The sequence below is a fragment of the Streptomyces sp. NPDC051173 genome (assembly GCF_040689515.1).
In the GTDB taxonomy this organism is placed as follows: domain Bacteria; phylum Actinomycetota; class Actinomycetes; order Streptomycetales; family Streptomycetaceae; genus Streptomyces.
The window spans coordinates 1-15531 of the sequence record NZ_JBFBBD010000045.1; the positions used below are offsets into that span (position 1 = coordinate 1).

12 protein-coding genes are annotated in these 15531 nt (G+C 74.6%); 5 read left to right on the plus strand and 7 right to left on the minus strand.

Features of this window, described 5'->3' with window-relative positions; translation table 11 throughout:
- Positions 1–33 precede the first annotated feature (33 nt).
- Positions 34–2043, minus strand: a complete 2010-nt coding sequence (locus AB0435_RS22340; protein ID WP_366427785.1) for a transglycosylase domain-containing protein — start codon at positions 2041–2043, stop codon at positions 34–36.
- A 184-nt stretch (positions 2044–2227) separates the two neighbouring features.
- Here AB0435_RS22340 and AB0435_RS22345 point away from each other — a divergent pair, with 184 nt between their 5' ends.
- Positions 2228–2629, plus strand: a complete 402-nt coding sequence (locus AB0435_RS22345) for a BlaI/MecI/CopY family transcriptional regulator (RefSeq protein WP_366007244.1) — start codon at positions 2228–2230, stop codon at positions 2627–2629.
- A 4-nt stretch (positions 2630–2633) separates the two neighbouring features.
- Here the strand turns inward: AB0435_RS22345 and AB0435_RS22350 are convergent, their stop codons facing one another.
- The 4 genes from AB0435_RS22350 to AB0435_RS22365 form a co-directional block, all read right to left on the minus strand.
- Entirely contained in the window at positions 2634–4364 is a 1731-nt protein-coding gene (locus AB0435_RS22350) for an alkaline phosphatase family protein (protein ID WP_366007260.1), read from the minus strand.
- Positions 4365–4431: 67 nt separating this feature from the next.
- Complete coding sequence (gene efeB / locus AB0435_RS22355; protein WP_366427786.1) at positions 4432–5700, minus strand: iron uptake transporter deferrochelatase/peroxidase subunit; 1269 nt, start codon at positions 5698–5700, stop codon at positions 4432–4434.
- A complete protein-coding gene (locus tag AB0435_RS22360; RefSeq protein ID WP_366427787.1) occupies positions 5697–6827 on the minus strand; it encodes an EfeM/EfeO family lipoprotein in 1131 nt (376 codons plus the stop codon). Before AB0435_RS22360 ends, efeB begins: the two co-directional genes overlap by 4 nt.
- Positions 6828–7345: 518 nt before the next feature.
- Positions 7346–8038: a nuclease-related domain-containing protein gene (locus tag AB0435_RS22365; protein ID WP_366427788.1), complete on the minus strand. Its 693-nt coding sequence runs from the start codon at positions 8036–8038 to the stop codon at positions 7346–7348.
- 354 nt (positions 8039–8392) lie between these two features.
- Here AB0435_RS22365 and AB0435_RS22370 point away from each other — a divergent pair, with 354 nt between their 5' ends.
- The 4 genes from AB0435_RS22370 to AB0435_RS22385 all read left to right on the plus strand — a co-directional run bounded on the left by AB0435_RS22370 (position 8393) and on the right by AB0435_RS22385 (position 12914).
- Positions 8393–9217 carry a DUF4142 domain-containing protein gene (locus AB0435_RS22370; RefSeq protein ID WP_366427789.1) on the plus strand — a complete coding sequence of 275 codons (825 nt, stop codon included), beginning with the start codon at positions 8393–8395 and terminating at the stop codon, positions 9215–9217.
- A gap of 6 nt (positions 9218–9223) precedes the next feature.
- Positions 9224–10261: a DUF1996 domain-containing protein gene (locus AB0435_RS22375; protein ID WP_366007249.1), complete on the plus strand. Its 1038-nt coding sequence runs from the start codon at positions 9224–9226 to the stop codon at positions 10259–10261.
- A gap of 101 nt (positions 10262–10362) precedes the next feature.
- Positions 10363–11178, plus strand: a complete 816-nt coding sequence (locus tag AB0435_RS22380; RefSeq protein WP_366427790.1) for a TIGR04222 domain-containing membrane protein — start codon at positions 10363–10365, stop codon at positions 11176–11178.
- 134 nt (positions 11179–11312) lie between these two features.
- Positions 11313–12914, plus strand: coding sequence for an alpha/beta hydrolase (locus AB0435_RS22385; protein WP_366007251.1), 1602 nt, complete (start codon positions 11313–11315; stop codon positions 12912–12914).
- Between the two features lie 267 nt (positions 12915–13181).
- Here the strand turns inward: AB0435_RS22385 and hemQ are convergent, their stop codons facing one another.
- Positions 13182–13898 carry a hydrogen peroxide-dependent heme synthase gene (hemQ, locus tag AB0435_RS22390; protein ID WP_366007252.1) on the minus strand — a complete coding sequence of 239 codons (717 nt, stop codon included), beginning with the start codon at positions 13896–13898 and terminating at the stop codon, positions 13182–13184.
- 10 nt (positions 13899–13908) lie between these two features.
- A complete protein-coding gene (hemG, locus tag AB0435_RS22395) occupies positions 13909–15348 on the minus strand; it encodes a protoporphyrinogen oxidase (protein ID WP_366427791.1) in 1440 nt (479 codons plus the stop codon).
- Between the last annotated feature and the right edge of the window lie 183 nt (positions 15349–15531).

The window sequence follows — 15531 nt, forward strand, 5'->3', positions numbered from 1 at the left end:
ACCACCGGCTGGCCGGGGCCGACCGGATCGGGATCACGGAGCTCGCGGGGGAGCCGTGGATCGCGGGCTGCCCGCGCTGCCGCAAGCACCTGGTCCGCCGAGTCCGTCCAGCGGGAGCAGCTCCTGCGTCGTCGGGTCGATGCGGCAGAGCGAGACGGCGGTCGAGAGCTTGCCCTGGTATCCGACGTACCAGGCCGATTTGTTCTTCGTCTCCGTGCCGGTCTTGCCCGCCGCGCCGGGGGCGACCGCCCCGGCGGCGCTCGCGCTGCCCTTCTTGACGGCGTCGTGCAGCGCGTCGTCCACGGCCGCCGCGACCCGCTGCGGCAGCACCCGCTCGGCCGTCGGCTTCTCCACGGTCACGGGGTTGCCGTTGCGGCTCAGCTTGTCCACGGAGTAGGGCTCGCTGTGCATGCCCTGGGCGGCGAACGTGCCGTACGCGCCGGCCATCCGGATGGCGCTGGGCGTGGTGTTGCCCAGGGAGAAGGCGGGCACCTTGGTGCCGAGGCTGTCGGCGAGCAGGCCGGTCCGCACCGCCGTGCTGCCGACGCGGTCCAGGCCCACGTCCATGCCCAGCTGCATCATCGGGGCGTTGACGGACTGGGCGACGGCGTCCCGCAGGCTGATCTTCCCCCACGACCTGCCCCCGTCGTTGGCGCCCTTGACGATCTTTCCCGAGCGGTCCCAGTAGGGGCCTTCGGGGGTCAGGAGGGTGACCTGGTCGTCGCCGTCGTAGACGGTGGCGGGGGTGACCGGGGTGCGGGGCTTGTCGCGTTCGCGCTGGATGCCGTCGCCGAGCGCGGCGGCGTAGACGAAGGGCGTGAAGGCGGTGCCCGCGGGGACGACGGCGGAGTTGGCGTCGTTGAACCCCTGCTTGAGATAGTCCGGGCCGCCGCGCAGGGCCACGATGCGCCCGTCGGTGGTGACCGAGGCCGCGCCGACGCGCACGTCCTTGTCGGCGTCCCGCTTCTCCGGGTCGAGCTTGCCCGTCACCTCCTGGACGGCCTTGTCGAGCGCGTCCACCTTCGGCTTCTCGAAGGTGGTGCGGATCTGGTAGCCGCCGAGGTCGAAGTCGTGGTCGCTGACCTCGGTGTGGGCGCTGACGTACGCCCGTGCCGTCTCCACGAGATAGCCGGTCTGCCCGGTCAGCCCGGCGGGCTTCGGCGGGGCCTGCGGCTCGGGGAAGGCGGTGTAGCGGGCCCGCTCCTCCTTGGAGAGCTTGCCGGTGGTGACCATCCGGTCGAGGATCCACTTCCAGCGCTCGACGGCGCGCGCGTGGTTCTTGGCGCCCAGCGACGGGTCGTACATTCCGGCGCCCTTGAGCAGCGAGGCGAGGAAGGCCCCTTCGCTCGCGTTGAGCTGGGAGACGTCCTTGCCGTAGTAGGCGTGCGCGGCGCGCTGGATGCCGTAGGTGCCGCGCCCGAACCAGCTGGTGTTGAGGTAGCCCTCCAGGATGTCGTCCTTGGACATCCTGTTGTCCAGCTTGATGGCGATGAACATCTCGGTGAGCTTGCGGGAGAAGGTCTGCCGCTGGTTGAGGTAGGCGTTCTTGACGTACTGCTGGGTGATCGTGGATCCGCCCTGGGTGCTGCCGCCCGTCACCATCTTGGAGACCGCGCGCGTCATCCCGCTCACGGAGATGCCGCTGTCGGAGTAGAAGGTCTCGTTCTCCGCCGCGAGCGCGGCCCACCGCACCTGCTCGGGGATCTTCCGCAGATCGGTGTCCTGCCGGTTGACCTCGCCGGTGCGGGCCATCTCGGTGCCGTCGGCCCAGTAGTAGACGTTGTCCTGCTGGGTGGCGAAGGCGTTGAGGTCGGCGGGTATGTCGGTGCGTATGTACATGATCGCCACAAGGGCGGTGAGCAGCCCTCCGGCGGAGAGGAAGAGCCCCAGACTCTGGCGCCACGACGGCACCCAGCGCCGGAAGCCCTGCCGCCCCGGGCGCGGGTAGGCCGGACGCAGCCTGCGCTTGCGGGGGGCGGCGCGCCTCCGGCGGGCCGGGGCGGCATGGTTCCGGGCGTGCGCCCCTTTTCGTCGTTCGAACACCGCTCGACCCTACGACCTGTCGGGCGCCTGGGGTACGAAGGATGTCCGTGGATTCCGAATCAGGCGGCCTGTTCGGGTACCGTAACGTTTCTACACCCTTGTAAAAGCAGTGGATCTTGGGCCTCCGTCCCGCGAGACGTGACCGCGCGGAGCCCCGGGAACAGCAGAAGGAAACGCCACCCGCATGGAAACAGCCACACCGACCTCCGTGGTGCACCGCGGCCGCCGCCGCGCGAACGGAGCGCTGGAGGGCGAGGTGCTCGCCGCGTTGCAGCGCGCCGAGGGGCCGCTGACCCCCCGCGAGGTCCAGAGCCGGCTGGCCGGTGAGCTGACGTACAGCACGGTGGTGACGATCCTGTCCAGGCTGCACGGCAAGGAGGTGCTCTCGCGCACGCCGCGGGGGCGGGCGTACGCCTATGCCCCGGTGGCCGACGAGGCCGGGCTGGCGGCGCGGAGCATGCGCAGGATCCTGGACGGCCTCGCCGACCGCGAGGTCGTGCTGACGCGCTTCGTGGCGGAGCTGCCGCCCTCCGACGAGGCGCTGCTGCGCTCGCTCTTCACGAGCTCCTTCCCGGCCGTGCGCTGACCCCTCAGCCGCGCCTGCGCCGGCGCAGCAGGACCGCCGTCACGCCCGCGGCGGCGACGGCCGCCCCCAGCACCACGCCCATGGGCACCCCGCCCCTCGGCGCCGGCGCGGCCGGCCCGGCGGCGGCCTGCGGGCCCGGCTGCCCCGCCGTCACCGGCGCCATCGCCGCGGTGCCCTCTCGCTCCTCCCGCACCGAGCCGTCCTTGTCGAGCAGCACCCGCCGCTGGTGGGGGTGCTCGAAGTCGAAGAGGTTCAGCAGCGACCCGGCCCGGGTGTCGAAGGACGCGCCGCCGATGGGGGCGGTGTGCCAGTTCCACTCCACGAACTTCAGCACCGAGGTCTGCTCGGTCGGCGTGTGGTCGACGGTGCCGGCCTTGCTGTAGGGCGAGATCACCAGCAGCGGCTGCCGGGGGCCGGGCCCGCAGCGGTCGGCGTAGCCCCCGGCGGGGGCGGGCCCCTTCCGGCAGGCCGGGCCGTCGACGGCGCGGCCCCTGGGTCCCTTGCCGCGGTCGAGGGAGCCGTTCAGCGGCTTGGCGTAGGCGTGGTCGTACCAGCCGTCGGAGTCGTCGTAGGCGATCACGACGGCGGTGTTCCGCCACTCCGGCGCGCTCTGGATCTTGTTGATCCACTCCACCAGGAAGTGCTGTTCGTCGAGAGGGCCTGAATATCCGGCGTGGCCGTCCTGGAAGGCCGGGGCCTTCAGGAAGCTCACCGCGGGCAGCCGTCCGGCGCGCAGGGCCGCGTCGAAGTCGGTCAGGTCGTACTGGTGGTTGGCGGGCCCGTCGTGGCCGATCTCGGCGACCGAGCGCGGCGGCAGGTGGTGCGGGTTCGCCGTCGACCCGTAGAACTGGAACGGCTCGTGGTGCGGGCTGTAGTCGACGACCCGCGCGCCGCCGGTGTTGGTGTGGGTGCCGCCGGAGCACTTCGCGTAGTGGCCGCGGCGGCCGTCCCAGGCGGTGCTCGGCCGGAAGCCGCCCTGGAACCAGCCCCAGGACACGCCCTCCTCGCCGAGCCGGTCGCCGATGTTGGGCCCCTGGAGGGCGGCCAGGGGACTGCGGCCGGTGTGGTCGTTGTCCGAGCAGTCGTCGTACGCCGGGTCCGGGTCGTTGACGATCGTGCCGACGCCGTCGGCGCCGGGCGAGGCCACGGCGTACGGGTCGGGCTTCGGTGTGCGCCGCGGGTGTTCGGTGCCGGACGCGGGGTCGACGGAGACCACCCCGTGGGTCTGGCCGGAGACGAGGTTGATCGCGCCGGGCGTGGACGGGCCGTAGGTGGTACCGAAGGAGCGGTCGCTCATGCTGAAGTGCTGGGCGTAGTTCCACAGCGCGGTGACGGTGTTGCCGTCGTAGTAGTCCATGACGAGGCCGGGCTCGCCGTAGAGCTTGCCCGAGCATTTCCCGGAGTCGGTGTTCTGGACGTAGCGGTCGGCCCGGCCGGCGGCGGCCGCGTACTGCTCGGGGCTGTAGGAGTGGTTCTGGTCGCAGGTCATCGCCTGCCGCGGGCCGAGCCGCTTCGGCGGGTACTGGTTGGGGTTCTTCGCGAGCAGGCCCGCGGTGCTCAGGTTGTCCACGCGGGGTGTGTCGCGTGCGGGGGTGAAGCGGGTGCCGTCGGTGTTGGCGGCCTTGGGGTAGGTGGCGAAGTAGTGGTCGAAGGAGACGTTCTCGTCGAAGACGACCACCAGGTGCTCGACGGGCGACGCGGTGTCCGCCGCCCTCGAGGGGGTGGCCGGTGCCATGGCCAGCGCGGCGGCGCCGAGCGCGGCGACGAAGCCGGGGCACCGGATGACTGTGCCGTCATGGGCGTTACGGAGCATGTGCGGTCCCACTCTCGTCCGTCAAGGCGCGGCCGTAGAAGTCCGCGTCGTCGCGCACCCCGGGCAGCGCGAAGAAATAGCCGCCGCCGAACGGGGTGACGTAGTCGGTCAGCGGCTCGCCCGCCAGGCTCCGCTGCACGGCGGCGAACTGCCGCTCCGGGTCCCGCTGGTAGCAGCAGAAGAGCAGCCCCATGTCGAGGTTGCCGTTGCGGTCCGTCCCCCGGTCGTAGCTGTAGGAGCGGCGCAGGATCCGCTGGTACTCCGCCTCGGGGGTCCGCGGGCCGGCCAGCCGGATGTGGCTGTCCAGCGGGATCAACTCGCCCTTGGGGTCGAGGGCGTAGCGCGGCGCGTCCGACTCCCGGTCGCCGTCCAGCGGGGCGCCCGTGTCGCGGTCGCGGCCGAGGATCCGCTCCTGCTCGGTGCGGGAGACGCGGTCCCAGAACTCGACCAGCATCCGGATCAGACGCACCACCTGATAGCTGCCGCCGGTCGCCCAGCGGGGCTCGCCGCTGTGGGCACCGGTCCAGACGAGCCGGTCCATCAGGCGGGTGTCGCGGGGGTCGGGGTTGGCGGTGCCGTCCTTGAAGCCGAAGAGGTTGCGGGGGTTGCCGGAGGGGCGGGGCGGGGCGGTGAAGCCGTCGGCCCGCCAGCGGATCTGGAGTCCGCCGCGTGTGTGCCGGGTCAGGTCGCGCAGGGCGTGCAGGACGGTGTCGGTGCTGTCGGCGCAGAGCTGGACGCTGAGGTCGCCGTGGCACCAGGCGGGGTCGAGGCCGTCGTCCGGGAAGGCCGGCATGGTGCGCAGGCGGCGCGGTGCGCGGCCGGACAGCCCGAAGCGGTCGTCGAAGAGCGACGAGCCGACGGCCACGGTCACGCGGAGCCCGCCGTCGGCGGGCACGCTCGGGCCGAGGAGCCCGGAGTCGGCGGGCGGGCCGGTGATGCCGACCGGGGGCGGCGTGCCCCCGGCCGTCAGGAAGCGGGCCCGCGCGGTGAGCGTACGCAGCAGGTCGGTGAGCTCGCCCCGGCCGTCCGCGGTGACGTCGAAGGCGACGAAGGCGGTGCTCCGGGCGGGCGGGGTGAGCACGGCCCCCTGGTGGGTGCCGTGGAATCCGGTGGCGTACGGCCCGGGGGGCGCGGCACCGGCGGTGGCGCCGTCCGGGAGCCGCCTCGGGCCGCCGCGTTCGAGCACGCTCCCGGCCATGGCCCCGCCGAGCCCCAGGGCGGCTCCCCGCAGCAGGCCGCGCCGGCGCGGCCACGTCATGGTGCCCTCCGGGGTTCGCAGAGGGTCGCGACGGGGGCCAGGCGTTCCACGAGGTCGGCGACGGCGGCGTCGACGCGCTCGCGGTCGGCGCGGGCGAGCCGGGTGAGCGGGGTCCAGCGGGGGTGGCCGGGACGGGGGCCCTGGCGGTCCAGCAGGGCGGCGGCGCGGGCGAGGTGCCGGTCCAGGCCCGCGAGGTCCGGATGGCGGCCGCGCAGGAGCGGCCGGAGGCGGTCGAGGACGGCGCGGGTGCCGTCGAGGTTCGCACGGGCGGTGGCGAGGTTCGTGCCGCTTCCGTGGTCGGTGCGGCCGGTCAGCTCGTGCTCCAGGGTGTCCTCCAGGATCTCGTGGGCGCGCAGGCCGAGTTCGGCGGGGTCCATGCGCGTCCGGTCCCAGGTGTCGCGCAGCGTACGGACGTCGGTGGCGAGGCGGCGCGCGGCCCGGCGCAGGGCGGGCCCGCGCTCGCCGTGCCACAGCCCGTGCTCGACGCGGTGGAAGCCGGTGAACTCCGGGTCGCGCACGCCGCCCGGGAGCCCGGCGGCGGTGCCGTCGACCGCGCTGCCCGTGTCCCCGAAGGCGCCGTAGGCGGCGCCCAGCCGCTCGTAGCCGAGGTGCGCGGGCAGCCACGCCGCGCGGGCGGCGGCCCGGTCGCCGCGCTCGACGGCCGCCCGCAGGGCGTCCGTGGCGGTCACGAGCCCGGCCATCCGCCCGCCCACCCAGCGCTGGTAGTCCAGGGCGGCCGGGACCAGGTCCTCGCTCGTGAGCGGGACGGCGGCGGGCCCGCCGCCGCTCCCCCGGGCGGGCCCGGCGATCCGCACGGTGGGGCCGGTGACGGCGTCCGCGTCGTCGGGCAGGCAGACGAAGGCGTACGCGCCGGGGCCGAGCCGGGCGCGCAGCGCCCTGTGCGTACCGGGCGCGAGTGCCTCGGCTTCGGCGTGGACGGCGCCGGTACGGTCCACGAGGCGGGCCTCGGTCGCGGTGGCGGAGGTGTTGTGCAGGACGAAGGTCTGGGCGCCGGGCCGGGGATGGGGCCAGGCGGCGCCGCAGGCGCCGGGCGAGATCTCGATGAGCGCGGGGGCCCGCGGCGGCCGGGCGGCCGAAGGCGCGGCAGCGGCGAGCACGGCGACCACACCGAGGGCGACACCGGTCAGACGCCGCTTCCGGGGCTTCTGCGGCGGAGCGGCCGGGGCGATGGCAGGGCAACTACCGGATCCGGACGCAAACTTGAGGACCGGGATCCCGGCCACGGGAAGGGGCGAGCCCGGGGCGCGTCCGACGGACCCCGAGGGAGCCACGTCGCCTCCGGCATCCGCTGGCACCGACGGCATCGCCCCCGCGTCACCGCCACGCGCGTGCCCCCGGCCGGGCGCGGGCCTGAAAGCCGGATCCCCGGCCCCGGAAAGCGGCGGGTCCGCGGTGGCGGTGCCCGGCACTCGCGGCGTCGCCCCCGCAGCGCGACCGTCGCCGTGTCCGTCGGGCGTTCGAGGGCGGTCAGGGCCCGGTTGTGGCACTGCGAGGGCTCCCTACGGCAGGCGGACGGATCGAGCGCGCGCGTCCCGCCCATGCTGGCACCGGCCCGCTCAGCCGCGGTGGGTCACCGCACCGCGCGCCCCGAAAGAGGCCGAGGATTCACCCGGGCGGTGACCTCTCACGCCCACAGCCAGACGCGGCGGTTACGGGCCACCGTGTGGACGCGGTCGGCACGGCGGGGGTGCAGCACCCCGCCGCCGGCGCCGAGCGTGGCCGCCGCCGGGTCCTCCAGCACCAGCACGTCCTCCAGCGACGGCGCCACCTCCACGCGCTCGGCTCCCACGAACACCAGGACCGGCCGCACCTGGACGAGGAAGCCGCACCCCTTCGTCAGGACGAGCGAGGCCCGCGCGCAGTCGTGCCGGATCTCGCGGACGTACGGGAGCGGGTGGCGTTCGCGGGACAGGCGGACCGAGGTCTCGCCGACCTGGACGCGGGACTTGTGCGCGGCCTTGGAGGCGACGCCGAAGACCCCGCCGGGGCCGATGAGGAGGTGCGCGATGACGGCGTCGCCGGGCAGGACGATCGAGTGGACCACGTCCCAGCCGCCGCCCGCCGTCAGCTCGTCCAGGGCCGTGCCCACGGTCTGTTCGGCGTCGAGCGCGCGCCGCCAGACGTCCTCGGCCGGGCGCCGGCCGAGGCAGCGGGCGAGCGCCAGGGCCACGCGGCCGGTGCCGGAGGCGTCGAGCCGGGCGCGGAGCGTCTCGCCGGGCCGGTTGGGGGCGAGGTCGTCGTCCGGGGGCAGGAACAGCCGCTCCGGGTCGTATGCCTTCCCGTTGGCGCTCGTCTTCCCGTCCGGCCGCTCACGCACGACCACCACCCCCCACCCGCCATATTGCCGCAGATGCGGGGGAACCAACCCGATCGGCCGCCCGTTTGAAACGGTGAGGCCCCGCGACATCCCCCCGATCGCGGGGCCTCACCAGTGCCCGGGGCCACGCGCGAGCGGGGCGCGGAACAGGTCAACGTACCAACCGCCCCACCCACCACGGGCGACCTCGCCCCCACAGTGACGCAGGCCACATCCGCGGGCCGGCTCCCGGGAAGCGGGTGAAGGTCCAGGCCAGGCCCCGGTTCCGGGGCGGCCCCCGGCGGCCGGGCTCGCGGAAGCCCCTTGCCGATCAGCGCGCAGGGCCTACGGTGCGGTGCCGCACGAGGAGGCATCATGCGATCGTTCACCGGCACCGGCCTGGTCGTCACCGCGCTGACGGCGACCCTCGCCGCGCTGCTCTTCCCCCTCTGGTCCTACCGCGACCGCACCGGCACCGGGGCCGTCGACCTCACCGCGGGGTCCGTGGCCACGCCGTACGGGCCGCTGTCCGCGCTCGACCGCGATTTCGTCGACCGCGTCCGGCAGGCCGGGCTCTGGGAGCTGCCCGCCGGGCAGCAGGCCGAGGAGCGCGGCACCACGGCCGCCGTGCGGCGGGCGGGCGAGCACCTCGTCGAGGGCCACACCGCGCTCGACCGGCACGTCCGCGACGTCGCGGCCCGGCTGGGCCTGGACCTGCCGAGCCAGCCCAGTGCCCAGCAGCGGCAGTGGCTGACCCGGCTCGCGGCGGCGCGGGGCGGCCGTTACGACCGGGAGTTCACCAACATCCTGCGGCTCGCGCACGGCACGGTCTTCACGGTCGTCGCCCAGGTGCGGGCCACCACCCGCAACGCGGCGGTACGGGAGCTCGCCGACGACGCGAACACCACGGTCCTCGACCACATGAAGGTGCTGGAGGACACGGGCCTGGTCGACTTCGACGGCATCGCGGCCGGCACGAAGCTCCGGCAGCCGCCCCCGCCGACCGCGATCCCGTCGGGCATCCGCCCGCCCAGCGCCTTCCCGCTCCCTCCGGCCGCCACCCGGCCCGAACCGTCCCCGGACACCACCACGCCTTCCGCGGCCCCCTCGTCCCACGAATCCCCTTCGTCCCCCGCCGAATCCTCTTCACCCCCTTCGCCTTCTTCATCCCCTTCATCCCCCCAACCGTCGGAGAAATGAGTTCCCATGCCCGTACGTCACCGGCGCCGGCTCGGCGCCAAGCACCTCGTCCTCATCGCGTTACTCGCGCTGCTCGGCTCGGCGGGCACCTTCGTCGCCGTCACGGGCAGCGCCTCCGCCCACCCCGACCCCTCGTCCGGCGCGGCGTCACCCGACGGCGGTCACGCCCACGCGGGCCCGTCCGCCGCGGACTTCGCCGACATCCGCACCGCGCGGCCCGCCCCCCGCGACCCCCGGAACGGGCCGGACGCCTCCACCGGCTCCTTCACCGCCCGCTGCGGCCGCAACGAGAACGGCCACCGCAACCCCGACAACTTCATCGTCACCCCGGGCGTCACCAACGGCGCCCACCACCTGCACGACTACGTCGGCAACCGCTCGACCGACGCCTTCTCCACCGACGACTCGCTGCGCGCCGCGGGCACCACGTGCGCGCAGGGCGACAAGTCGGCGTACTTCTGGCCCGTCCTGCGCGTCCTGAACCGGAGCGCCGAGGGGCACGGGGCGAGCGACCGGGCCAACCCCGGGCGCGTCCTGACCGCCGACAGCGTCGCGCTCACCTTCCGCGGCAGCCCGGCCGCCCGCGTCGGCGCGATGCCCGACGCGCTGCGGGTGATCACCGGCGACGCGAAGGCCCTCACGAACGGGACGGCGAACGCCCGCGCGCGGTGGACGTGCACCGGCTTCACCGACCGCGCCTTCACGGACAGGTATCCGCTGTGCCCGTCCGGCAGCCGGGTCGTGCGGCTGCTGGACTTCCCCAGCTGCTGGGACGGCAGGCACACCGACAGCGCCGACCACCGCTCGCACATCGGCTTCCCGGACGCCTCGACGGGCCGCTGCCCCCGCGGCCGCACGCCCGTGCCGCAGCTGCGGATGACGCTGACCTACAGCGTGCCACCGGGCCCGGTCTACGCGGTCGACAGCTTCCCCGAGGAACTGCGCGCACCGGTCACGGACCACGCCGACTTCGAAAACGTGATGCCGCGCGCCCTCATGGCGACCGCCGTGCGCTGCATCAACACCGGCCGCCGCTGCGGCTGAGCGGCTCCGGGCAGCCCGTCGGCCGTATCCGGACGGAATAACCGCCCGGATGTCGGTCCGACCGATGGCGGGATCACGGGACGGTCGAGTACACATCCTGTATGTGGGTCATCCTCCTGCTCGTCGCCTGGGCCGCGGCCTTCCTCACCTGCGGCCGTCTCTGCCTGGCCGCGGCCGCCGCCGGGCAGGCCCCGGAGCCCGCTCCGGGCGGCGTCCGGCTCCGGACGCTGACGCTCTACGAAGCGGCGTTCCTCGCCGGCGGCCCGCACCGGGTCACCGACCTCGCGCTGGTCACGATGGGCCGGCAGCACCGGCTGCTGCTGGCCCACACCGGCTGGGCGACGGTCGTCGACCCGGTGGGACGCGACGAGCTGGAGCGCTCGGTGATCACCGCCATAGGGCCGGAGGGCCAGTCGCCGGTGCCCGAGGTGCGCACCGCGCACGCCGCCGCCGACGCCGTGCGGGCGCTGGCCGACCGGCTGACCGCCGCCGGGCTCGCGGTGCCCGCCCCGGCCCGTACGCACATGTCCGCCGCAGTGCGGCAGGTCCGCGGGGCCTGCCTGCTGATCCTGGTGACCGGTGCGACGGCCGTGCTGCTGGCGCGGCCGGGGACGGACCAGGGGCAGGTGGCGGCCTGGTTCTCGCTCCCGCTGCTGCTCACGGGCGCCTGCCTCGCGATCGCCCGGATCGAGATCCACCCCTATACGAGCTGGGCCTCGCCCGCGGGGCAGGAACTGCTCGGCGACCTCTCCGGCGGGCTGCCCCGCCGGAGGCTGCTCCCCTCCCGCGCGGCGACCGGTGCCGCGGGCGACGAGGCGGGCCTGCTCACCGCGCTCGCCATAAAGGGCCGCAAGGCGCTCACCGACCCCGAGCTGCGCTCCGCCCTCGCCGAAACCCTGCGCGACCACCGTTACTGACGGCCCGTCGGGCAGACGGCCGCCGCTGAGCCCATCGTGCCCAATGCGCCCGACACCGGGCGTGGGTGCTGTACTTCATCCACCACTAAATCAATTATCCCTTTTGTCGGATTAGCACCGCGAAGGGATGGCCAGTGAGATCAGCAGCCTTGTACGGAGCCCTCGGATCCCTGGTCCTCACCGCGCTCACGGCGGCCCCCGCACCGGCCCACGGCCCCGGTGCGGCGCGGCCCCCCGGCGGCCGCGCCGAGGCCCACGGGGTGGAGCTCGCCGCCCGGCAGGCCGCCGCGAAGGGCATCCGCTTCGGCGCCTGCCCCGCCTCCGAGCAACTGCCCGCACCCGTGCAGTGCGGCATCGTCTCCGTCCCCCTCGACTACGCCCACCCCGGCGGCAAGCACATCGGCCTCACCGTCAGCCGCGCCCGGTCCCTCGGCACCCGCTCCCAGCGCCAGGGCGCGCTCGTCTACAACCCCGGCGGACCGGGCGGGTCCGGCATGTTCTTCCCGCTGCTCACCGCGGTCAAGCAGTGGCAGAGCACGGCCAGGGCCTACGACTTCGTGGGGTACGCGCCCCGCGGCGTCGGCCGCTCGGCACCGCTGTCCTGTGCCGACCCGGCGCGCTTCACCAAGACCCCCACCCAGGCCGAGGAACACCCCACCGCCGCGTACAAACGGGAGCGGCTCGCCGAGGCCAGGTCGTACGCGCAGGGCTGCGCGCGCAGGGCCGGGCGGGACCTGCCGCACTACAACAGCCTCAACAACGCCCGCGACCTGGACGTCCTGCGCGCGGCGCTCGGCGAGAGGAAGCTCAACTACATGGGGGCGTCGTACGGCACGTACTTCGGCGCGCTCTACGCCACGCTCTTCCCCGGCCACGCGCGCCGGATGGTCTTCGACAGCGTGGTCGACCCCACCCGGGGCAAGATCTGGTACGACAGCAACCTCGTCCAGTCCGCCGCCTTCGAACGGCGCTGGGGCGACTGGCGCCGCTGGGTGGCCAAGCACGACGCGGTCTATCACCTGGGCCGCACGCCGCAGCAGGTGGCCGCGGCCTACGACCGGGCCCGGCAGCGGCTCTCCCGGCGGGCCGCGGGCGGCAGGGTCGGCCCCGGGGAGCTGCACTCGGCCTTCCTCCAGGTCGGCTACAGCGACAGCCACTGGGCCCGGAGCGCGGACGCGCTGTCGGCGTATCTGCGCGGTGACGACCGGGCGTTGCGCACCCTCGCGGCGCCCGACCCGGCGGCCGCGCGGGCGAGCGAGAACTCCAACGCCGTCTACACCGCCGTCGAGTGCAACGACGCGGCCTGGCCGCGCTCCTGGTCGGTGTGGGACCGGGACAACACCCGGCTCGCCCGCCGGGCGCCGTTCGAGACCTGGCAGAACGCCTGGATGAACCTGCCGTGCGCCTTCTGGAGCGCGCACCAGCAGCGCGCCCTCGACGTCGGAGCGGCACCGCGCGCGCTGCCGCCGACGCTGCTGCTGGCCTCGGAGCGGGACGCCGCGACGCCGTACGAGGGCGCGGTGGAGCTCCACCGGAGGCTGCCGGGCTCGTCCTTGGTGACCGAACGGGGCGCGGGCACGCACGGGATCGCGTACGGGCCGAACGCGTGCGTCAACCGGCACGTGGAGAAGTACCTGCTGACCGGCGCGGTGCCGGGCCGCCGCGCGTACTGCGGGCCCCGGCAGGAGCCGGTGGCGACGTCGGGCGCGAAGGCTACGGCCGGCACGGTCGGTTAGGGCCTGTCCGGTGGTTCTTGTGGTCCGTCGTCTGCGGGTGGTCGTCGTCCGCACCACCGCTGCGCGGCGGTGTCCTCAAGCGCCGGACGGGCTGGATGTGGCTGATGCGGGTGCGCAATTCAGCCCGTTGGGGGCACCTCTGGGGGGGCACCCCCGGACGGAGTCTGGGGGAGGCAACCGGCCCGCAGACTGACAAAGATCCGCCGGACAGGCCCTAGGCACGGCGGCCGGGCGGGCCGGAGATCCGGGCCGCCCGGCCGGTCCGTGTTACGCCAGGTCGGCGACGAGCTCCGCGACCGCCTTGCGGCGGCCCGTGTAGAACGGGACCTCTTCGCGGACGTGCTTGCGGGCCTCGGAGGCGCGCAGGTGGCGCATGAGGTCGACGATGCGGTAGAGGTCGTTCGCCTCGAAGGCGAGGATCCACTCGTAGTCGCCCAGCGAGAAGGACGCCACCGTGTTGGCCCGGACGTCGGGGTAGCCGCGCGCCATCTTGCCGTGGTCCGCGAGCATGCGGCGGCGGTCCTCGTCGGGCAGCAGGTACCAGTCGTAGCTGCGGACGAAGGGGTAGACGCTGACGTAGTCGCGCGGCGTCTCGTCGGCGAGGAACGCCGGGATGTGCGACTTGTTGAACTCCGCGGGGCGGTGCAGCGCCATGTTCGACCACACCGGCTCCAGGGTGCGGCCGAACCGCGTGCGGCGGAAGCGGTTGTACGCGTCCTGGAGGGCGTCCGAGGTCTCGGAGTGCCACCAGATCATCACGTCGGCGTCGGCCCGCAGACCCGAGAGGTCGTAGGTGCCACGGACGGTGACGTCCTTCTCGGCGAGCTGCGCGAACAGCTCCTCCACCTCGTCGGCGTAGCCGGAGCGGTCCTCGGGCAGGACGTCGCGGAGCTTGAACACGGACCAGAGGGTGTAGCGGATGACCTCGTTGAGGTCCTTCGCCTTCTTGCCGGCGTTCTGGATCTTCTCAGGGGCGTCAGTCATGTCCCTATTGTCACTCGCCGCTTCCGGCGCCCGGGACCAGGGGGGTCAGGGCCGCCAGGATCTCGTCGGCGGCCCGGTGCGCACTGGCGACACAGGCCGGGATGCCCACCCCGTCGTAGGCGGCGCCGCAGACCCGCAGGCCCGGCACGGCGCCCACGTGGTCACGGATCCGGGCGACGCGGCCGAGGTGCCCGACGGGGTACTGCGGCAGGCCGCCGGTCCACCGGTCGACGCGGGTCTCCACCGGGGCCGCCGCCAGGCCGACCGCGTCACCGAGGTCCTTCAGCGACATCGCCACCAGCTCGGAGTCCTCGCGCTCCAGGTCGGCCTCGTCCCCGAACCGCCCGATCGAGGTGCGCAGCACGAACGTGTCCGGGCCGGCGTCCGCGATCCAGCCCCACTTGTTGCTCGCGAAGGTGGACGCCTTGATCTTCCGGCCGTCGACCGGCGGCACGAGGAAGCCGCTGCCGTCGGGCAGCCCGGCGGTGTCGGAGCGGCGGAAGGCCATGGTGACCAGGGCCATCGAGGCGTACTCCACGGTCGCGAGCTCCGCGGCCGCGGCGCCCGCCGTGCCGTCCAGGAGGCGGGCGGCGGCGCCCGCCGGGGTGGCGACGACGACCGCGTCGGCCGTCAGCCGCCCGGTGTCCAGGGCGACCCACCAGCCGTCGGCGTCCCGGCCGATCGCGCTCACGGGGGCGTCCGTGCGGATCTCGCCGCCCGCCGCGCGGACCGCGTCGGCGACCGCGAGCGGCAGCCGCCCGATCCCGCCGTCGATGCCCATGAAGACCGGCCCGGCCTGCTGCCGCGCGGCGGCCCGCCGCTGGACCTCGCGCACACCGTCGATCAACGACCGGTGCGTACGGGCGAGTTCGAAGAGCTGCGGCACGGCGGCGCGCATCGAGATGCGGTACGGGTCGCCCGCGTAGACGCCGCCGAGCAGGGGCTCCACCAGCCGGTCCACGACCTCGCGGCCCATGCGGTCCGCGACGTAGCGGCCGATGGCGACGTCCTCGCCGACCTCGGTGGGCGGCAGTTCGGCGTCGCGGGCCACCCGGGCGAGGCCCTCGTCCGAGAGGACCCCGGAGGCGGCGAGCGGGGCGAGGTCGCCGGGCACGCCCATCATGTGGCCCTTGGGCATCGGCCGCAGGCTGCCGCGCGTCCAGATGCCGGCGGTGGCGGTGGCCGGGGGCTGGAGGCGCTCCGCGAGGCCGACCGCGCGGGCCAGTTCGACCGCCTCCGGCCGCCGGGCGAGCATCGACTCGGCACCCAGGTCCACCGGCACCCCGGCGATCTCACCGGCGTGGAGCTTGCCGCCGAGCCGCCCGGAGGCCTCCAGCAGCGTGACCCGCGCGCCGCCCGTCACCAGCCGGTGGGCCGCCGCCAGCCCGGAGATCCCGCCGCCGATGACCACCACGTGACGACCGGGGCGCTGCCTGGGAATGTCGCTCATGCCCCCACTCTCTCAAACGCTCCTCCGGCGCCGGGGGCCGGTCCGTGGGCCGGGCCCGGGCGGCCCGCCGCGGGCCGGTGACGGCCCCGCACCGGCGTTGACAGCGCGAGCGCCGCGCCCCGAGACTCGTCGCGGGTTCGCCGGTGAACGGGAGTTCACCGGGCGGATTCCCCTGGGAGCGCC